The organism is Sphingobium sp. FW305-3-2-15-F-TSA7, from assembly GCF_058787155.1.
Genome location: NZ_JBYSZM010000051.1, coordinates 15,889 through 36,291, shown reverse-complemented (window position 1 = coordinate 36,291; position 20,403 = coordinate 15,889). Strand labels below are relative to the sequence as shown.

General features: G+C 66.3%; 15 protein-coding genes. 9 read left to right on the top strand and 6 right to left on the bottom strand.

Translation table 11 applies throughout. The features are described from left to right. The 4 genes from cysC to AC3WN8_RS28080 all read left to right on the top strand — a co-directional run. Positions 1 to 390: adenylyl-sulfate kinase (gene cysC / locus AC3WN8_RS28095; protein ID WP_492672825.1), on the top strand; the 390-nt coding region annotated here is incomplete at its 5' end. Next, on the top strand, positions 387 to 1,157 hold the full coding sequence (locus AC3WN8_RS28090; RefSeq protein ID WP_492672824.1) for a 3'(2'),5'-bisphosphate nucleotidase CysQ: 771 nt from the start codon (positions 387 to 389) through the stop codon (positions 1,155 to 1,157). The genes cysC and AC3WN8_RS28090, both read left to right, overlap by 4 nt. 134 nt (positions 1,158 to 1,291) lie before the next feature. Then, a complete protein-coding gene (locus AC3WN8_RS28085; RefSeq protein ID WP_492672823.1) occupies positions 1,292 to 2,017 on the top strand; it encodes a helix-turn-helix domain-containing protein in 726 nt (241 codons plus the stop codon). 9 nt (positions 2,018 to 2,026) lie between these two features. Next, a complete protein-coding gene (locus AC3WN8_RS28080; RefSeq protein WP_492672822.1) occupies positions 2,027 to 3,196 on the top strand; it encodes a hypothetical protein in 1,170 nt (389 codons plus the stop codon). Here AC3WN8_RS28080 and AC3WN8_RS28075 read toward each other — a convergent pair whose 3' ends face one another. Genes AC3WN8_RS28075 through AC3WN8_RS28055 form a run of 5 tightly spaced genes read right to left on the bottom strand, consistent with a single transcriptional unit; the run spans position 3,197 to position 11,490 of the window. Further along, positions 3,197 to 4,354 carry a CaiB/BaiF CoA transferase family protein gene (locus AC3WN8_RS28075; RefSeq protein WP_492672821.1) on the bottom strand — a complete coding sequence of 386 codons (1,158 nt, stop codon included), beginning with the start codon at positions 4,352 to 4,354 and terminating at the stop codon, positions 3,197 to 3,199. Further along, on the bottom strand, positions 4,344 to 6,200 hold the full coding sequence (locus AC3WN8_RS28070; RefSeq protein ID WP_492672820.1) for a glycoside hydrolase family 127 protein: 1,857 nt from the start codon (positions 6,198 to 6,200) through the stop codon (positions 4,344 to 4,346). Before AC3WN8_RS28070 ends, AC3WN8_RS28075 begins: the two co-directional genes overlap by 11 nt. After that, positions 6,184 to 8,325: a formylglycine-generating enzyme family protein gene (locus AC3WN8_RS28065; RefSeq protein WP_492672819.1), complete on the bottom strand. Its 2,142-nt coding sequence runs from the start codon at positions 8,323 to 8,325 to the stop codon at positions 6,184 to 6,186. The genes AC3WN8_RS28070 and AC3WN8_RS28065 overlap by 17 nt, the downstream gene beginning before the upstream one ends. An 8-nt stretch (positions 8,326 to 8,333) precedes the next feature. Next, the gene (locus tag AC3WN8_RS28060) at positions 8,334 to 9,299 is read right to left on the bottom strand and encodes a ribokinase (protein ID WP_492672818.1); all 966 of its coding nucleotides are present in this window, start codon (positions 9,297 to 9,299) and stop codon (positions 8,334 to 8,336) included. Positions 9,300 to 9,318: 19 nt separating this feature from the next. After that, a complete protein-coding gene (locus tag AC3WN8_RS28055; protein WP_492672817.1) occupies positions 9,319 to 11,490 on the bottom strand; it encodes a TonB-dependent receptor in 2,172 nt (723 codons plus the stop codon). Between the two features lie 244 nt (positions 11,491 to 11,734). On the opposite strand from AC3WN8_RS28055, the gene AC3WN8_RS28050 reads away from it, so the two are divergent. The 5 genes from AC3WN8_RS28050 to AC3WN8_RS28030 are packed head-to-tail and all read left to right on the top strand — an operon-like array spanning position 11,735 to position 18,725. Beyond that, on the top strand, positions 11,735 to 12,571 hold the full coding sequence (locus AC3WN8_RS28050) for an HpcH/HpaI aldolase/citrate lyase family protein (RefSeq protein ID WP_492672816.1): 837 nt from the start codon (positions 11,735 to 11,737) through the stop codon (positions 12,569 to 12,571). Beyond that, the gene (locus AC3WN8_RS28045; RefSeq protein WP_492672815.1) at positions 12,568 to 14,994 is read left to right on the top strand and encodes a sodium:solute symporter; all 2,427 of its coding nucleotides are present in this window, start codon (positions 12,568 to 12,570) and stop codon (positions 14,992 to 14,994) included. The genes AC3WN8_RS28050 and AC3WN8_RS28045 overlap by 4 nt, the downstream gene beginning before the upstream one ends. A gap of 32 nt (positions 14,995 to 15,026) precedes the next feature. Next, entirely contained in the window at positions 15,027 to 15,839 is an 813-nt protein-coding gene (locus AC3WN8_RS28040) for a LysR family transcriptional regulator (protein WP_492672814.1), read from the top strand. Then, positions 15,824 to 16,660, top strand: coding sequence for a ThuA domain-containing protein (locus AC3WN8_RS28035; protein ID WP_492672813.1), 837 nt, complete (start codon positions 15,824 to 15,826; stop codon positions 16,658 to 16,660). The genes AC3WN8_RS28040 and AC3WN8_RS28035 overlap by 16 nt, the downstream gene beginning before the upstream one ends. A 10-nt stretch (positions 16,661 to 16,670) precedes the next feature. Continuing rightward, a complete protein-coding gene (locus AC3WN8_RS28030) occupies positions 16,671 to 18,725 on the top strand; it encodes a c-type cytochrome (protein ID WP_492672812.1) in 2,055 nt (684 codons plus the stop codon). 40 nt (positions 18,726 to 18,765) lie between these two features. On the opposite strand, the gene AC3WN8_RS28025 is transcribed toward AC3WN8_RS28030, so the two are convergent. Next, positions 18,766 to 20,403, bottom strand: a complete 1,638-nt coding sequence (locus tag AC3WN8_RS28025) for a tannase/feruloyl esterase family alpha/beta hydrolase (RefSeq protein ID WP_492672811.1) — start codon at positions 20,401 to 20,403, stop codon at positions 18,766 to 18,768.

The window sequence follows — 20,403 nt, the reverse complement described above, 5'->3', positions numbered from 1 at the left end:
CGCCATGGCCTGAACCGGGATCTCGGCTTCACCGATGCCGATCGGGTCGAGAATATCCGCCGCGTCGGCGAAGTCGCAAAACTGATGGCAGATTCCGGGCTGATCGTGATCACCGCGTTCATCTCACCCTTCCGGGCGGAGCGGCGGATGGTGCGCGACATGATGTCCGCCGGCGAGTTCGTCGAAGTGCATATCGACACGCCGCTGGCCGAGGCCGAGGCGCGCGACGTGAAGGGCCTCTATCGAAAGGCGCGTGCCGGTGCGCTCAAGAACTTCACCGGGATCGACAGTCCCTATGAAGCGCCCGAACATCCCGAGATCCGTATCGATACGACGCGTATGTCCGCCGAGGAAGCCGCGGAAGAGATCGTGAAAAGGCTGATATTATGAGCACTGCACTGGCCGAGATGAGCGATGCCGCGCTGGCCGCGCATCTGGCGCATCATGCCGGCGTGATCCTGAAGGCCGTGCGCGCTTCGGGCCTGTTCGGCGCCAAGGCGCTGGGCAAGGCGGGGGACCAGACCGCGAACCAGTTCCTCTGCCATGCCCTGCGCGCCGCGCGGCCGGACGACGGGCTGCTTTCGGAAGAGGAGAAGGACAGGCCCGACCGGCTCGACCGGCGCCGGGTATGGATCGTCGATCCGGTCGACGGCACACGCGAATATGGCGAGGACCGCACCGACTGGGCAGTGCATGTCGGGCTGGCGATCGACGGCGTCGCGGCGATCGGCGCGGTGGCGCTGCCGGGCATCGATATGGTGCTGCGTTCGGACGCGCCTTTGACGGTGCCGCCCGCGCCGTCGATCCTGCGGATGGTGGTCAGCCGCACCCGCCCGGCGGCGGAGGCGGTGGCCGTCGCCGAACGGCTCGGCGCGACGCTTGTGCCCATGGGATCTGCCGGTGCCAAGGCGATGGCGATCGTGCGTGGCGAAGCCGATATCTACCTGCATAGCGGCGGCCAATATGAATGGGATTCGGCGGCGCCGGCGGCGGTCGCGCAGGCCCATGGCCTGCATTGCTCGCGCATCAACGGTTCGCCGCTGATCTACAACCGGCAGGACAGCTATCTTCCCGATCTGCTGATCTGCCGCAAGGAGCATGCGGAAACCACGCTCCGGATCATCGCCGAGCATGTCGATCTTGGATCCGACCACTAGAGCATGTGATCCGCCGGAAGCGGATCACATGCTCCAGGCTTTTGTTTTGTCGCAATTTTCGAGTCGTTCGATGAGTCCATCGAACTGCAAATCGCTCTAGGCCAAGGGCCGCTCCTTCCGTTAAGACAGGCGCCATGACAGGCAATCGTCGTGGCCAGCCGCCATCATCGACGCATGACGCACCCGCCAGGGTGACTCGGCATGGGCGCGGTGCCTTGCCGCGCCATCGGCATGCCACGGGTTATGTCGCGGTCGTGTTGGCCGGCGGATATGTCGAAGCAGGAGATCGCGGGCGCTGGCTGGCGGGGCCCGGGACGGTGATCATCCATGGTGCGCACGAGGCGCATCGCGATGCGTTCGAGACCGGCGAAACCATCGTGCTCAACCTGCCTGCTTTGCCGGCATTCGAGCGGGGCGCGGGACTGGTCGAAGATCCGGATGCGGTGATGCGCCTGGCCGAGCGCGATCCGGTCGCCGCGACGGCCTTTGTCGCCGCACATATCCGCCCCGGGGCGCGTCGCTTCGCCGACTGGCCCGATCTGCTGGCCGATGCGATGGGCGGCGATCCAGCGCTTTCCATCACCGATTGGGCCGATGCCATGGGGCTTTCGCCTGCCTCGGTCAGCCGCGGTTTCCATCGTGCCTTCGGTGTCAGTCCCAAGCGTTTCCGGATGGAAATGCGCGTGCGGCGCGCATTGCGCGCAATCGCCGTCACGGACGAGCCGCTGGCGCATCTGGCCGTCGATCTCGGCTTTGCCGATCAGGCGCACATGACGCGCGCGCTGCGGGAGATCACAGGGGCGACGCCGGCCGGCCTCAGGGCAAAGTCCGTTCAATCGAAAGTGGCGCCCCCGCGTTAAGCGGGATGCATGAACCGTCGTCATTTCATCGCCGCCGCCATGGCGCTCGCCGCCACCCCCATCCTCCCCGCATTCGCGGCGACACCGCCCGCGATGCGCACGCGCTGGAACGTGATCGAATCCGAAGGCTATGACGCGATCGCCTTTCTCGGTGCGCTGTCGGGCCAGGATCTCTATCGGCATTATTATGCCGAGGATGCCGACGCCTTCGCGCCGGGCCTGCCGGCGGACATCCGTGCCGATATCCCGCGTCTTGCGCAGGAAGCCGAAGCGGAGTCGTTCGGCCTGCTCTGGCCGGTGCTCGCCAATATCCTGAGCGGTGCGGGCATCACCTCGCTCCAGTCGGTGATTGACGCGCTTGCCGATCCCGATGGCCGCGTCGCCCCCGCCTTTCGCCGCAACCCGAGCCGCGAGGAAAGCGATTTCACCTGGCTTGTGCAGCATGCGCCACGGCTGATCGCGGTGTTCCGGGCCATGCAGGGCGCGGATTTCACGGGGTTCAGGCGCAAGCGCCTGGGCACGGCCTTTGCCGGGCGGATCGCCGAAGTGACGAACGGCCTTGCGCGCTACGATGTGGTCCAATGGCAGGAAAAGCTGACGGGGCGCAGCTTCGATCCCGTCATCAACGTCGTGCTGCTCGCCTTTTCCAAGCCGCATGGCGCCAAGATGCTCGACCAGACCTTTCTCCAGGCGGCCGATTACGACACCGCCACGACGGTGCGGATCGCCGCGCACGAAATGCTGCATCCGCCGTTCCCGATGGACGGTGCCGCGGCGAAGGCGGCGCTGGCGGTGCTCGCACGCGACCCGCTGATCCCGCGCATCGTCAAGGAGCATGACCCCAAATGGGGCTACACCACGCTGGAAGGGATGTTCAACGAAGACATATGCGAGGCGATCGACCAGCTCATCAGCGAAGCGCTCGGCGTCGCGCGCAATCCCGCCGACCGCTGGCGCAAAGCCGATGACGGCATCCATGTCCTGGCCGGCGGGCTCTACGGCCTGCTGCGCGACGATCGCTGGGTGGAGACCGGCGGCAATCTCGAGCAATGGATCGCCACCGCGGCGCGTTCCGGCCGGCTCGGGCCGAAGATCCTCCACGCCGCGGCTGCGCGCGTCCTGGAACGTCCCGTCGACCGGCTCTGGCCCCTGCCGTCCGCCGGAGCGGGCCGGGCGTGATCATGATCGGCGAATGGCGTCGGTGTCCTGATCCAGCATCGGCGCGGCAAAGGGGGCCGGACCTGGCGTGCGCCCGAATTTGATCGGCTGGCCGACCCCGCGATAGCTGCCGAGAACGGGGTGCGCGATATCGGCGACGATGGACTCCGCGATCACCTGGGGATGATCGAACATGTCCTCGATCGGCCGTACCGCCGAACAGGGCACCGCGTCGCCGAGCAATTCTTCCCATTCCCGCGCGCTGCGCGTCTCCAGAGCCGCGCGCAACCGCGGCACGATCTCGTCCGCATGGGCCGCGCGCGCGCGCACGCTGTCATAGCGTGGATCGGCTGCCAGTTCGGACAGGCCGGTGAGGTCGCACAGCGCCTGCCAGAAATGCGGTGTGTTGGCGGAGAGGTAGAGATATCCGTCCGCCGTCGGGTGCAGCCCGGTGATGCCGCCCGAGCGCATGTCGCGCGAGATGTCGTGGGTCTCGCCCGCGGCCTTGATCAGCCGTGCGGACTGCATCGTCAGCGCGCTGCGCAGCAGCGACACGCCGACAAATTGCCCCTCGCCGCTGCGCTCGCGTTCGTAGAGCGCGGATGCGACCCCCGCGGCGACGAGTGCCGCGGCATAATAATCGACGGGCGAACCATAAGTGAGTTCGGGCAGTTCCGGCCGGCCCTGGAGCACGCACATGCCGGTCATCGCCTGTAGCACCTGATCGTAACCCGCCTTCGATCGCAGCGGCCCATCGTCGCCATAGCCGGTGATCGCGCAATAGATCAGCCGGGGATTGAGCGCGCCGAGGCTGTCGAAATCGATGCCCAGCCTCTCCGCCACGCCGGGCCGGAAATTATGGACGAAGATGTCGGCCTCGACGGCAAGTTCGCGCAGCAGATCGCGGTCTCCCGCGTCCTTCAGGTTCAGCACGATACCCTGCTTGCTGCGGTTGACGCCCAGAAAGGCGCGATTGTCGCCGTCCAGCGTCGATGGATATTGGCGCAGATTGTCGCCGCCCGGCGGCTCGATCTTGATGACGTCTGCGCCCTGGTCGGCAAGCAGCGAGCAGCCATAGGGACCGGCGATATAGGCGCTGAGATCGAGCACCTTGATACCGGCGAGCGGCCCCGCGGATTGCTGGCGGAGAGAGCTGCGGAAGCGCGATTTACCGGTCATCTTGGGTCCAGGTCTGGGAATATTGGGGGGCGAGGGGGAGCCAGGTCAGCCGCCAGCTGCCGTCCTGCCGGTCACCGATGTTGAAATAGGGTTCGAACGCGATCGATGCGCGGCCCTCCGCATGCAGGAGCAGCCTTTCCCCATCCATCTCCGGGGGCATGGCCGCATCGAGCCGCAGGGTTTCGGACACTTTATATCCGTCGACCAGCCCGGTCGCATAGACGAGCGGACCGCGGGTGAGCGCCGCATAGTCGAAGCGCATCACCTGTTGCGTCACCATGCTGCCGTCAGGGGCCAGCGATTCCTGCACATTGCTCTGGGTCGCGCGATGGAGTGTCGGGTGCAGCGGCAGATCGAGCGATATGATGTCGCCCGAGACCCATGGCCGGACGATGCGGGCATAGCCGCCCGCCGGTGCAGGATATTCCGCTTCGCCGACGTGCAGCACGGCGCCTTCCGCCCAGTCGGGGATGCGCACCCGCAGTTCGAATTCGGCCGGGCGCTGGAGGTCCAGCGCGATGCGGATCTCACCGTCGAAAGGATAGCCGGTCATCTGCCGCAGCGAGACTGCGCCCGCATCCGCAAGCTCGAGCTCTGCTTCCCATTCGCCCAGCAGGTTGATCGCGATGCCGCCCTGTGCGGTCGTCGCGCAGGCGATCGCGGGCAGCTCCTCCAGTGCCATCGCCCCGCTCGACTTGCAGCAGCGCCAATAGGTGGTGTGGACGCGTCGGCCGTTGGGGAAGCAATAATAGCACCAGTCTTCGCCATTTTCGGCCTGCGCGCCGAGCAGGTCGTTATAGGCGCTCCGCTCGATCTCCTGCGCGAACGCCGCTTCGCCGGTGATCGCCAGCAATTCGCGGTTGAGCTGGATCCAGGCCATGGTCGAGCAGGTCTCGACATAGGCTTCGGGGTTGAAGACGCCGGCGGGATTGAACACTTCGCGCGAGCGGTGCGCGACGCCGCCCCAGGGGCCGCCGCCCAATGTCAGATGATGGTCGCGGATCGCCGTCCAGATGTTGCGCGTCGCCGTCAGGTAACGCACGTCGCTGGTGGCGCGATGGAGCTTGGCCAGGCCGACGCAATTCCAGAGCAGTTGATAGGCCTTGCCGGTGGCGATCTCCGAAGGGTCCACGCCGGCCAGCGCGGCGCTGAGCAGGCGGTTGCGCGGTTCGCTTTCCATCTGTTCGAGGATGAGCAGCGCGAGCGAAAGATCCTCGTCCGCGCCGGTCGCGAAATACAGCTCGACCGCGGCGTCGAGCATTACCGTCGCCGACAGGCCGAAATGATTGCCGAGATCGGTGATACGGATGCCGGCGCTCAATGTCCGGTGGACGAGATCGCCGATCCGGCACGCACAGTCGAGATAGCGCCCGTCGCCGGTGGCGCGGGCCAGCTCGATCATGCCGAGCACCAGATAGCTGTGCGTCCAGATATCCCATGTCCGTTCGGCAGGCGCGCCGTCCCATGTCACCGGCTTGGGCGGCTGGCCGTGCATGAAGCGCCGGCTGCGTGCGTAATTGCCGAGATAGCCGTCATCGTCCTGGCGTGAGATCAGATAGTCCGCGACGCGACGCACGCGGCCAAGCAGTGCGTCGTCGCGCGTGCGTGTCGCGGCGCGGGTCGCGGCGACCAGCCATTTGCCCGCATGTTCGCCATACCAGTCGCCGGCCTCGTTATGCTCCACCGCCTCGGGCGCGAAGATCGCGATCGCGGGGCTGGTTTCGTCAACGATGAAGCGCGACAGCCGCCCCTGATGGTTCGCGGCGAGCGCATCGCCGAGCACGCTGCCGAACACCACCGCGCCGGGCGGCGCGAATGTCTGCGCGGGCTCAGAGATCGGCGGCACAGCGAAATCCGATGCCCGCCGAACGGTCCTTGGCCGGCGCCATCAGCAGATATTTGCCGTGCTCGTCCAGCCGATAGGCGGGCGGGAAATACCAATGCGAGGTTTGCGGCTGATAGGCGCTGCCGCCGCGCAGCACCGCGGCGCGGATATGTTGGTCACGATATTCGTCGGTCCATTCCCAGACATTGCCGACCAGGTCCATCACGCCGAACGGGCTGGCGCCGAGCGGATGGGCGTCGACGGCCGCAGGATCGGGCATGGTGCGGTCGAGGCAGGGCTCGGGCACGGCCTGGGGGTTCCAGTCGTCGCCCCAGGGATAGCGACGGCCGTCGGTGCCCTGCGCGGCATATTGCCATTCCCATTCGCGGACGAGCCGTTTGCCCGCCCATGCGGCATAGGCGCGCGCATCCTCGATCCCGATCCAGAAGACGGGGCGGTTTTCCCATCCGATGGGCGGTGCGCCGTCGATCCAATGGGCCAGGAAATTGCGGCGGTCCGCCGGGCTGTAGCCGCTGGCCGCAAGGAAGTGCGCGAATTGCGCATTGGTGACGGGGAAGCGGTCGATCGCGAAGGCCGGAATGGCGATGCGGTGGCGATGGTTGCGGCGCGGGCCGGTTTCCCAAGGATATTGGACGTCGACTCCCTCGGCCGCATAGCCTTCGATGACGACGCCGCGCACCGCGAAGTCGAAATCGGCCGCGGGGATCGCGATCATGCCGTCCGGAACCTTGTCATGTTTGGCTGTCGGTTCGATCGGCACGAGCGATTGCGGTGCTGCATTCCAGCGCGCGGACAGGGCCGATAGCGGCATTGCCGATCGTTGCGCCATCGTGCCGAGCAGGTCCGCGATATCCGAAGCGTCGCCGTCAGGCGCGATCTGCATCAGCGCGCCGAAGCCGCGCCCTTCGATCGCGCAGGCGAGAATCGCATGGCCGTGCTCGATCCGCGGCTCGATCTCGGTGCCGCGCCAAAGGTCGAGATAGCGGGCGCCCGCGACATGCGGCACACGCAATTGTTCGCCGTCGACTTCATATTCGCTGCGGTTGATCAGCGCCCAGAAGATGCGGCCGGCGCCGGGAAAACGACTGGCGAAGACGCCGGCCTGCAATGTGTGCTCATAGGGGCGCCAGCCGATGTCGGTGCATTCCGCCCATAATGTGCGCTGGATGGTGGCGACGCGGCGCAGCGCCTCCGCATCGCGCGCGCTCAGCCGGTTGACGAAGCCGAAGACATTCTCCCACGCGACATAGCCGATCCCGTTGAAAAAGGCGTGCTGCAGATCGTTGATGCGCACCCGGCTCCAGCGGTTCTCGATATTGACGATGTGCCGGGGCTCGATCCATTTCAGCTTCACGACTGTCGGGATGCTCTCGTCGGGAACGCGCTTGGTCCAGCTCTGCACGTTCCACGACAGGATATGGTCGCCCGCCTGCGCGGTGGATTCGGGTTGCAGCACGATCGACAGCCCGCGCGTTTCGCAGGCCGCGTGGAAGGCGCGCGGCACACCCGAATAGGTGTCGCCATTGATCCCGTCCGCGCCGGTGGCGGCGACGATGTCCGCCATGCGTTCCCAGTCGTCGGTTGCGCCGGGGCGGGTGCCGTTGTCCCACGGCATGGTCGGCAGGAACACTTTCACGCCGCGCCGGTGGAAATCGGTGACGGCGCCCTTCAGCCCCTCGATCCCGCCGGGAAGCGCTTCGACGAGATCGAACTGGCTGCGATCGTCGATGCCGATATTGGGGTAGATATACCAGATCAGCACGCTGTCGACACCGCCGAAGCGCGCTTCGAGATCGTCGAGATAGCGGTCGACGGTGTAACGGCCGGTATCGGGATCGTAGAAATGGCGATCCTCGACCATCAGCAATGTGTGCACGAAATTGCGCTGCGCCCAGGCCAGGTCGGGCCGGCGATAGAGGCTGTCGTCGAACCCGATGCGGATGCGATGCTCCCGCCGCCATTCGAGCAGACCGCGATACCAGGCGTCGGCCTCTCCGTCGGCATCGATCTTCCATCGTCCCATCTCCTGGAACGGCCAGCCGGGCAGCTTGCCGGGCGTTGGGAGATAGGGGCCGGTCAGTGCGTGGGAGAATTTATAGTCGCTGGTGGTTTTGATCGGGTCCATGGCCTGCTTCATGCGTGTTCGGCGGGCGCGGGAAGCCCGATATAAGCGCCGAGCGCGACGCGCGCGGCGTCATCGTTCGCGGGGGTGGGGAGGAGCATCGCGTGCACTTCGTCGCGCATGGGAATGCTCGGTTGCGCGCCATGCCGTGTCGCCGACAGCGCTGCCGCGGCGGATGCGAAGCGCATGGCCGGCAACATCGCTTCGCCGTGCGACAGCGCCGCGGCGAATGCCCCGCAAAATGTGTCGCCTGCCGCCGTCGTGTCGATCGCAGCCACCGGGAAGGATGGCTGCATCACGAACGCGCTGCCCGTCCAGGCGCAGCTGCCGCGCTCGCCCAATGTGACGATTGCCGCGCTGGCGCCGGTGCGTCGCAGCTGCTCCGCGATCGAGCCCCCGTCGCCCGCGATCGCCGCGAGCTCGCTTTCGTTGACGATCAGAATATCGACGTCGCGCAACAGGCTTTCGGGCAGGCGTCTCGCCGGCGCCGCATTCAGGATCACCGTCGTACCCGCGCGGTGTGCGGCGGCGGCATAGGCGGCGATGGTTTCGATCGGCGTTTCAAGTTGCAGCATCAGCACGGCGACCCCGTCGAGCGAAGGGAGGTGCTCCGGCGCCAATGTCGCATTCGCGCCGGACGCTACCGTTATCGCATTTTCCGCATCGTCGGATACCGTGATCAACGCGGTGCCGGTCGGACGGTCGCTCGGCACCAGATGCAGTGCCACGCCCGCGTCCGTCAGCGACCGCTTGACGACAGGCGCGAAGACGTCGTCGCCCAGCGCCAGCAGCATGGCGGTGGCGGCACCGCCGGCACGCGCGCAGGCGACCGCCTGGTTTGCTCCCTTGCCGCCGGGATTGATCGCCAGGTCGCCGCCCAGCACCGTCTCCCCCGGCAGCGGGATGCGCGCCGCACGGACCACCATATCGATATTCGCGGAGCCGGCGACGAGAACAGAACCGGGGACATTGATCACGATCGCACGGCTCCGCCCTTCAGAATTCGCTGCGCAGCGTCAGCGAGACGGTGCGTCCGCGCCCAGCGAAATAATTCTGGAAGATGTCGATTTGCGACGAGGTGAGGAAGTAGAATTTGTTGAACAGATTCTCGACGCCCAGCGACAGCGTGCCGACCTTTTCGAAGCGGTAATTCGCGGTCAGGTCGAACAGCGTATAGCCCTTGGTGCGTTCCTCCAGCCCGGCGCGGCCCTTGTTGATGTGGCGGCCGAGGATCGAGGATGCGCCGAAGGTGATCGACGCAGGCTCCACCGGCTGCCAGGTCACCGACGCGTTGAGCTTGTCGGGGCTGATGTTGATCGTGCCCAGGGTCACGTCGAGCGGGGTCGTCACATTGTTGGCCGCGGTCGTCTTGCCCACGACGTGCGAGAACAGCAGGTTGAGCCGCAGGTCCTCGACGGGATTGAACTCGGCGGTGAAATCGACACCGCGGATACGGATCGGGCGGCGCAGCAGCACATAGTCGCGCGTGACCGGATCGATCGCGAGCGAGGAACCGAGCTTCGACTTGGAATCATAATAGGATATGCCGACATTGCCGATCCGGTCGCGCCAGTTGAAGCCGATTTCCTTGTTCTTGAAGATGACGGCCTGAAGGTCGAGCAGGCCTTCCACCGTCTTGCCCGGCACGTTCACGTTGCGCAGCGGGATGCCGACATTGGGCAGCGTGAAGCCCTCGCTGTACGACGCGAAGGTGGAGAAGCCGCCGCCGATGCGCCACACGGCGCCGGCGTTAAGCAGGTCGTTCTTGTAGTTGAGCGTGCCGCCCTTCACGAAGGCGCGGTTGTTGGCATAGACCGTCGTATAGTCCGCGACCTTGACCTTGCCGTCCTCGCGCCGCCAGCCGCCGCTGAACGTGACCGGGCCGATATCGTAGGACAGCTGCGCATAGGGGCCGACGCTGTCATATTCCATCGGCGGCACCCAGATGCGATCGGTCAGCGCCAGCCTTTGCTGCGTCTTGTCGTGCACGATGTCCACGCCGAAGCGGAGCTCGAGCCCTTGAAGCAGGAAATCGGGGCGCGTATAGGATGTGCGAACGCCATATTTCTTCGACAGGATCTCCGACTGGTCGACGAGGGTGCCGAGCGGCGCGATCAGCGGATCCTGGCGCCCGACGCTGTTCTCGCCGGGGAAGCGCATCGCCTGGCGGGCGATATAGCCGGTGACGTTCAGGCTGCCGCCGAACAGCGCGGAATTGCTGTAGTTGAGCACATATTGGCGAAAGTCGTTGAACTCCGTGCCGGCGAGCGACTGGCCGTTGGTGCCGCGCGGCGGACCAGGTTCGGCGGTGTCGGGAATGCCGAGTGCGCGGCTGCCCGCGACATAATGGTAATTGCCCTTGCTCGCGAGGCGGAAATAGCTCGCGATCGCTTCCAGCCGCTGTGAATCCCCCTCGCCGAAGGTCAGTCCGACCTTGCCGAAAATATTGCGTTGGGTGGAGTCGGCGAGCGATGTCGATGCGCTGAGGCCGATGCGGCGGCCTCTGGCGTCGTAGGTGATGCCGCGATCGACATAGGCCGCGGCGACGAACACATCGAGCATCCCGCTTTTGTGCGCGACGCTGCCGCCGATCTTCCAGATCTCGCTGTCGTCGCGGAACTGGCTGCCGATCCTTCCCGAGACGCTGACATGCGTGCCCGGCTCGGTCGCGCGCTTGGAGATATAGTTGATAATGCCGCCCGCGGCGCCGATGCCTTCGGACGCGGATGCGCCGCCGATCACCTCGATGCGCTGCACGGTCGCCATGTCGGTGAAGGTGGCGTTGCGGCTGCCGTCGCGCAGCGGCGTCGATTGCGGGATGCCGTCGAACATGTAGAGCGCGGCGCGCCCGCGCATCGTTTCGGCCAGCGTGTTGAGCGTCTGGTTCGATTCCGAATAGCCCGGGATCGAGCGGGCAAGCACCGCGGTCGCATCCTCGGTCAGCGTCAGATTGCGCGTGAGCTCGACCGACGAAATGACGGTGATCGCGCCGGGGATCTTGTCGACCGCCTTGGGGGCACGGGTGCCGGTGACGATGATCTGGGTCGATTCACTATCGTCGGCCGATGCGTCCGCCGCGTCGGCGGGTGCGGCACTGTCCTGCGCGAACGCCGGTATCGCCGTGCCCAGCAACAGGGCGGCAGTGATTGCCCGAGAAAAAGTCTTCATGGTCCCCTCCCGTTTTCGGAAATTTTCGGCAGGGTATAAAAATGCGGAGAGCGATAAAACCGGTCGGCCGCTGTGTTCTAACCCAAGATTTTATGCGGTCCGATCATTTGCCTGGAATTGCCGTATCGGCGTCTACCCCCACCGAACAACAGAAATGCTGTGGTCTGAAGCCAGCTTTCCCGCTTCTTTTCCATGTTATTCCTGCCGTGCTCGGCGAAGAATCGGGGACGGGATGGGATCGGGAATGCGCAGCAAGTTGTTCGTGCCATGCGCGCGGCCTGATTTCTTTGCAAAGGCGTTCGCGGGCGAAGCGGACATGCTGTCGTTCGATCTGGAGGATTCGGTTCCCGCCGATGGCAAGTCGGCCGCGCGCGAGCGGCTTCGGCAGGTTCTTGCGTCCGACGCCGCGCGCGCATCGTCGAAGCGGCTCATCGTCCGGATCAATGCGCTGGGCTCGCCTTTTGTCGAGGACGATATCGCGGCACTCGCCGGCCTTCGCGTCGATCTGGTCAACCTGCCCAAGGTCGAATCCGCCGAGGATGTCGCGCGGCTGCTCCGGCTGCTCTCGCTGCACGGCGTGGGTGCGGGCATGCTGCTCAATATCGAGACGTCGCCGGGATTGGCGCACGCCGCGGAGATTGCCGCCGCCGATCCGCGCGTCGCCGGGCTGCAACTGGGCCTCAACGACCTGTTCATCGCGCTCGGCATCGACCGGGCCGATCCGCGCCACCAGCATGCGGCGCTGTGGGCGGTCCGGCTGGCGGCGGGGCAGGCCGGCTGCTTCGCCTATGACGGGAGCTGGACCGACCTGGCCGATGCCGACGGGCTCCGTGCCGAGGCCATGCTTGCCCGAAGCCTGGGGTTCATGGGCAAGAGTTGCATCCATCCCGGCCAGGTGCCGATCGTCAACGATGTTTTCGACGGGAGCGACGCGTTCGACCATGCCGGCCGCCTGCTGGCCGCCGCGCATGCCGCCGCGCGCGATGGGCATGGCGCTTTCCTGTTCGAGGGGCGGATGATCGATCGCCCTGCCATCGACGCGGCGGAAGCGATCGTGGCGCGCGGAAGGAAACGCGCATGACCGTTTCGCTTTGGTTGCGCGGCGTGCTGGCCCTGGTGCTGGTGCTGATGTTCCATCCGGCCGCGGCCCAGCCCGCGTCGGCCAAATCGCCCGTATCGAGTGCGACGTCGCCACTGCCTGCGCTGCCGCCCGGCGATGCGATGGTCGCATTGGCGAGTATCGACGGTGCGCCGCTGGGGCTGCGCAAGTCGGGCGCGCTGCTGCTGAAAACCGGCGACCGGCACTGGACGCCGCTGGCGCTGGATCTCGACCCTGGCAGCGTGGTTCATACGGTCAGCGACGGCATGGAGACGCTGGCTTTTGTCGGCGCATCGGGGGGCGCCCGTCATATCGTTCGGCTGACGATCGCGGGATCGGCCGTGCACGCGTCGCCGTTCGCGACCCTGCCGACGCCGCTGCGGTCGGTCATCGGTGCGATCGACGATGGCGCGCTCTGGGTGAGCGGCGTCGATGCCGGTGGCCGATCGCATCTGCTGACACTCGATCTGGCCCGGTCGGGGCGATGGACGGCACTGCCGTCATGGCCGGGCGGCGGGACGGTGGCCGCGATCGGGGCGCAGAACCGGGGCGGGTTCGTCACGCTGACGGACGGGCGCCAATGGCGCTGGCTGCCGAACAAGGGGTGGCGGGCGGGCGCGCCCGCGCCGGGGCAGATCGTGCCGGGATCGACACGATCGATCGGCCAGGCCTATCTGCTCTATCTGATCAGGGACCGCGAAGGGCGTTCCGCGCTCTACGGCTACAGCGTCATCACCGACGCCTGGGCGCGCATCGGTGCGCCGCTGGCCGGGCACCCGGCCGCAGTCGCGCCGCACGGCGACGGGCTGATCGTCGCCGGCGCCGATGGCGGGATGACCTCGCTGACGCTGAAGGTCGAACGGCGATCTCTGCCCATGCTCGATTGGGTGATCATCTCGATCTACATGTTCGCGATGCTCGGGGTGGGATTCTATTTCTACCGCGGCACGAAGGCCGGATCGTCGAGCGAGTTCTTCCTGGGGCACCGCTCCATTCCCTTCTGGGCGGCGGGCATCAGCATGTTCGCGGGCAGCATCAGCTCGATCAGCTATCTCGCCATTCCCGCCAAGGCGTTCGAGACCAATTGGGAATATATCATGTCCAAGCTGACGACGATCGTCGGCTTGATCTTCGTCGCGATCTGCGTCGTGCCGCTGTTCCGCCGGCTGAACCTGGTCTCGGTGTTCAACTATCTCGAAACGCGTTTCCACCCGGCGATCCGCCTGCTTTCGAGCGCGCTGTGGATGCTGATGCAGATCGGCGGGCGCATGGGCATCGTGCTGTTCCTGCCGGCAATGGCGATCGGCACGATCACCGATACCAACATCGTCGCCTGCATCGTGCTCGTGGGCCTGTTCACCATCGTCTATACCGCGCTCGGCGGCATGCGCGCGGTGGTGTGGACCGACGTGTTCCAGGTGGTGGTGCTCACCGGCGGCGCCTTTTTCGCGATCGGCTACATCATCCATCAGCTCGGCTTCATGTCGGTGGTCGAGACGGCGCGCGCCTTCGAAAAGACCGATATGGTCAATCTGAGCTTCGACGTGTCCCAGCCGACGGTCTGGGGCTTCGCCATCCTGATGCTGTTCGACGTCGTGCTGACCTTCCCCAAGGATCAGGTGCTGATGCAGCGCGTGCTGGCGACGCCTTCGGTCAAGGAAGCGCAGCGCTCGGTCTGGGTTTTCGCGGTGGTGCTGCTGCCCAGCGCCTTCATGTTCTATATCATCGGCACCGTGCTGTTCGCCTATTATCGCGACAATCCGGGCCAGCTCAATCCGCTGCTGCCGATCGATGCGGTGTTTCCGGCCTTTATCGGTACGCAATTGCCGCAGGGAGTCACCGGGCTGACCATTGCCGGGCTGATCGCCGCGGCGATGGGCACATTGTCAGGCATCATCAATAGCGTCGCGACGTTGCTGTCGGTCGATTTTTATGCCCGCTTCAAAAAGGAGCCGCCGACGCAGAAGGAGACGGTGCGGTTCGCCGAACAGATGAGCGTCGTCGTCGGCCTGATCGGCATCGCGCTGGCCGTCATCCTCTCACGGCTCGACATCCATTCGCTGCTCGACCTGACCATCGAGCTGTTCGGGCTGCTGGGCGGAAGCTGCGCGGGCGCCTATACGCTGGGCATGTTCACCAGGCGGGCAAACTGGCAGGGCGTGGCGATCGGGATCGTCGCCGCGTCCATCCTGACGCTCACCATATGGATCTTCGGCCTGATCCACCCCTATTGGTATCTTGCCCTGGCGATCATGGGCTCGATCGTGATCGGTTATCTGGCAAGCCTGTTCTTCCCGGCGCCGAGCCATTCACTGGAGGGATTGACGATCTTTTCGCGTCGTGGCGCAGGCACCGGCGCGGACGATGCAGAAGGGGAGAGGGCGCCATCGACATCAACTTCCTGAAGACGTTCGTCGCCGTGGTCGAACAGGGATCGATGGCTGCCGCGGCGCGCGCGCTGAACATCAGCCCGTCGGCGATCGCGCAGCAGCTCCATTCGCTCGAACGCGAGCTGGGCGTGCCGCTGATCGTTCGCGTCGGCCGCACGGTGCGCATGACCGAGCAGGGCGGACGTATCCTGATGCAGGCCCGTCAACTGGTGCGCGATGCGGCGGATCTGCACAGCATCGCCGCCGCCGGCGAGATGAGTGGCGAGCTGAGACTGGGGGCGTGCACGACGCCGCTCGTCGGCCTGATGCCGCCGATACTGGCGCGGGTCAGCGAGAAATTCCCCCAGATCAACGTGTTCATCCGGTCGGGAAATTCCGCGCAACTCTATGCCGAGGTCGAGGCCAATAATCTCGATGCGGCCTTTGTGCTCGAAGCGCCCTATCCCCTGCCCAAGACCTGCGAATGGATGCTGCTGCGCGAAGAACCGCTGGTCGTGCTGGCGCCGCGCGCGATGGCGGAACGCGATCCCCTGGAGCTTCTGCGCACCGAGCCCGTGATCCGCTACGACCGCAATCAATGGGGCGGCCTCCATGCCGACGACTATCTGCGCCGGATGGAGATCCAGCCGCGCGAGCGCTTCGAGCTTGGCGCGCTCAATGCCATTGCGGTGATGGTCAACAGTGGGCTGGGGGTCTCGCTGGTCCCCGACTGGATGGGCCCCGAACCGGTGGGGCTGGATCTGGTGCGGCTGCCTTTGCCCGGAAATCCGATCGGACGGCGCGTCGGCGTGGTCTGGTCGCGGGCGACGCTGCGTATGCGGCTGGTGGGCGTGCTGCTCGACGAATGCCTCGCATCATGATCGCGCGCGCGATCGCGGTCGCGGCAGTGCTGCTGCTGTTCGCGGCAATGTCGACCGTACAGGCGCGGTCGTCGAAGCCCGGCGCGATCGTCCTGATCGGCGGCAGCACGCCGCACGGCCTGCGCGTGCATGATGCCAAGGCGGGCGTGACGCGGATCGCGCGCGATCTTGCCGCTTCGCCCGATGTCCGCGCCTTGCCCGGCATCACCATCCGGGCCTATCCCGACGGGTGGCCGAGCGACCCGCATGCGTTCGACGACGCTCTGACGATCATCTGGTATTTCGACGGGCTCGAGCATCATCCGTTGCTCGATGCTGCCCGGCGCGCGGCGTTCGAACGGTCGATGCGCAAGGGCGTGGGGCTGGTGACCTTTCATCAGGCATCGACGCTGCCACCCGCCGAGACCGCGATCGACCTGGTCGGCTGGTTGGGCGCGGCGCGCTACGGCATGGTCGATCGCACCACCGAGACGGTGGCCTTCGCGCCGCCACGCCATCCCATCGGCCGCGGCGTCGAACCCTTCGCTTATCGCGACGAATTCTATCCGACGTTGCGTTTCGGCCGGGCACCGGTGACCCCGATCCTGACCGGATCATTGCATGTCGAGGCGACGCCCGCCGCGCCGCCGACGCAGCGCACCGTCGCCTGGGCGTTCGACCGACCGGGCGGGGGGCGATCGTTCGGCTTTACCGGCCTGCATTATCTGGCGAGCCTCGATCAGCCCGAACTGCGCAAGCTGTTGCTCAACGCGATCCTGTGGACCGCCGGGATCGAGGTTCCCGACAATGGCGTCCGATCCACGCCGTCCGCGGGGGAGTGAAGATATGACGATGCCGCGCTCCCTCCCGCCGCTGGCATTGCTGGCGGTGGTTGCGGTCGGATCGGCCGCCGATTCTCCCGCCGGCGCGGCCGACAAGCTCGCCTTCCACTATGACCGGCAGCGGTCTGGCTGGAATGCGGAGGAACGGGTGCTGACGCCCGAAGCGGTGGCGAGCGGCAGTTTCGGCCCGCTCTGGCAATCGCCGCAGCTCGATGGTTTCGGCGATGTGCCCGCCCGGTTGTACGCCTCGCCGCTCTATGTGGATTCGGTGACGATGACGCAGGGCCCCTATCGGGGCCGGCGCCTTGCGGTGGTCTATGCGGTCACCTCGACCGGCTTTGCCTATGCGATCAATGCATCGGCATCGGGCGGTCCGCCGCCGGGCACGATCCTCTGGCGCGCGCAACTGACTGCCAGGCCGTGTGAAAACGGGGCATCGGGCAATCTGGGCACGCCGGTGATCGATCGCGCCGCCGATCGCATCTATGTGACGAGCTGCGATGCCGAGCGGCGCTGGCAGGTCCATGCGCTCGACATCCGCAGCGGCAAAGGCCTGGCCGGCTGGCCGGTGGCGCTCGACGCGGCGGCGCTCAACCGGCCGGGCGTCAATCGCAATGGCAGCCATGTCTTCAGCGACAGCCGCACGATCATCCAGCGGGGTGCGCTGAACCTGAGCAATGACGGCGCCCGGCTCTATATCGCGATCGGCCCGGATTCGACGGGCTGGATCGTGGCGGTCGACACGAAGCGCGCACGGGTCGCCACGGCGTTCTCGTCGACGGCGCGGAGCGAGGAGGATCAGGGCGGCATGTGGGCCTCGGCCGGGCCCTCGGTCGACAGCCAGGGGCGCATCCATATCGCGACCGGATCGAAATTCCTGGCGCGAGCGCGCAAGGGCGTGGCGGGCATCTTTCCGGACAGCCCGCACAATTGGGGACAGTCCCTGCTCCAGCTGCGCGACGATCGGGATTTGGGCTTCGTCCTGACCGCCACCTATTCGCCGTTCAACTATTGCCAGGCGGGCGCCGCCGATATCGATCTGGGCAGCGGCGGTACGGTGGTCCTCGACCTGCCCGGGGTGGCGAGTGCGACGCCCAACCTGCTGCTGCTGGGCGGCAAACAGGGCAATCTCTATCTGCTCGATCGCGATCGCCTGCCCGGCGGCGTGGTCAAGCGCCCGCCATGCAGCACCGATCCCGATACAGACGGATCGCTGCTCGCGCCGGAACCCCAGCCGCAATTCGGCGTGCGCGGACCGATCAACCTGTTCGGCCCTTATTCCGATTATGTCAGCATGCTCGACCAGGCGAAAAGCCGGAGCACGCCGGCTTATTATCGCGATGCAGCTGGCAGCATCCATGTCTTCGCGACGGGCAGCGCCAAGACCGGCAGGGATTTTTCGACAAGCGTGCCGCCGGGGCTGGCGCGCGTCGCACTGATCGTTGCGCCGGGGAAGCCCGCCTATCTGCGGGTCGACCGGCTGGAGGAGACCCAGATCTTCGAAAATCCGGGCTCGCCGATCGTCAGCAGCGCGGGCGGGACGAATGCGATCGTCTGGATATTCGACACGAACGCGCCACGCACCGCGCCGCTTTACGGAGAGGGTGCGCCGCAGCCGATCCTCTACGCCTTCGACGCGGCCAACCTGAATCTGCTGTGGAAAAGCGCGCCCGGCCAGCTTTTCACCAGCGGCAAATATAACGAGCCGGCCGTGGTCGACGGGCTTGTCCTTGTCGGCACCGATCGGATCCAGGCCTTTGGCCTGGGTGGGCCGCGGGCCGTCGGCCCGCCCAGGCCGGCTGCGCCGCCGCCGCGGACGACGGCGGCAAAGGCCGTCACGGGCGAAATATCCGTCGCGACGGGGCGGCGGATCTTCCAGGCCCGATGCGCCACCTGCCATGACGCGAACCAGCCGGGCACGCCGTCACGTGCCGATCTGGCGAAGAAGCCCCGGGCGGAGATCGTGGAGTCGCTGCTTCGCGGCGTCATGCAACCCATGGCCGCGGGGCTGGCAGAAGGCGATGTGAACAGCGTCGCCAGATTCCTGACCGATCAGCAAAGATGATCGTTGCAATCATAGGCTGCCGTGATCCGATGGTGACGGCTCACGGCCCGGTCCGGGAAGCCTCGCAGCGATAGCTGGTTGCCGATTTCGGATCGCCCTTGCCGTTCCAGACGGCGACTTTCGGATAGGCGCAAAGCAGGCCGCTGCGGGTCACTTTCGCGGCGCGGCGATCGATCGGGCCGATGCGGAAATTGCTGGCGGAGACGCCGGTGATCTGTTCGGGGGCGCGGCCATGTTCGATCCATGCCTCCATCGCTGCGCCGATATCCTCCTGCGGTTTCGCGTCGCGCGGCGGCGGCGCGCCCTGGCCGAAGCTGTTGATGCCCGAACCCGCATTGCAATGCTGCATGCCGGGAACCATGAACAGCCGCATCGCCTTGTCGGCCTTGCGGCCCATCGCGGCGCGAACCCGGTCATGATAGTCGATGCTCATCTGCGGCGGGATCGCGGCGTCACCCCAGCCATGATAGAGGATCAGCTTGCCGCCGCGCCCGAAAAAGGCCGAGAGATCTGTACTGTCGGCATTGAGGATCGGCCCCAGCCGCTGGTCGAGCAGCGGGCCGTCGCGCCCGAAATCGAAATTGGCGAAGCTCGCTTCGGGCATGCCGGCGAAGAAGCGCGGTAGCCCAAGGCCGAAGATGCCGGCACCGGTCATCATCGGATCGGTGGAGGAGATCCACGGCGCCCAGCCGCCGGGCTGTGCCTCGACGCCGGCCGGAGCGTAACCGAAGCGCGTGCCGCGGTCGAGCGGCGGACCGCGCAATATATCCTCCAGCGCCGTGACCTGGTCGGCGCCCAGACAGGCATTGCTGTCGGCACCGGTGCACAATAACCGCCGCGGATCGAAGCGGCATTGCCGGGGATCGCGCACCAGCCCGTCCTCCAGCCCGTCGAGCGCGTCGCATTGGGCGAGCACGGCGGACTGGACCGCCGGCAGCTTGGCCGGCGGGATGTTCGAGCCGGGCGTGCGCGTCAGGCTGCGCCCGTTCCAGATGAAGATCTGCGACAGGCGGGTGAAGTCATAGGCCGGGGCGCCGGCGATGATCCCGTCATAATCCTCCGGGTAGCGCTGCGCGGCCATCAGCGCCTGGCGTCCGCCGTTCGAGCAGGCACTGAACACCGAATAGCGCGGGGCCTTGCCATAATAAGCGCGGATGATCGCCTTGGCATTGCGTGCGGTCAGATGGATGGCGCGGTGACCGTAATCGATCTGGGCATCGATGTTGCCGACGGCCCAGGGTGCGGTGAAGCCGCCCGGCGAATGGCCGGTATCGGTGCTCGCCACGGCATAGCCGCGTGCCGTGCCCTCGACGAGCCCGCCGCGATAATTGATGTCGCCCGCGAACCCGCCATTGCCCACGCCGTGGAACTTGCCGTTCCAGCCACTGGCGGGGAGCCAGGTTTCGAAGACGATGTTCGATCGCGGTGCCGGCCGGATCGTGCCGATCACGCGGCAATGAGCGGGCAGGGCGATGCCGACGCCATCGGTATCGGCGTCCTTGCCCGCATAGGGACCGGCCGGAACGAACGTGGCCGAGGTGATGACCGTATCGGCCAGCTTCAGCCCGGTCAGCGCGGCGCAGCGCTGTTCGGGCGTGGGAGCGGTTGCGGCCGCCGCCGAGGCGGGGGCGGCTGCCGCGACCGCGGCCAATGCCAGCCCCAATTGGATTGGTTTCAT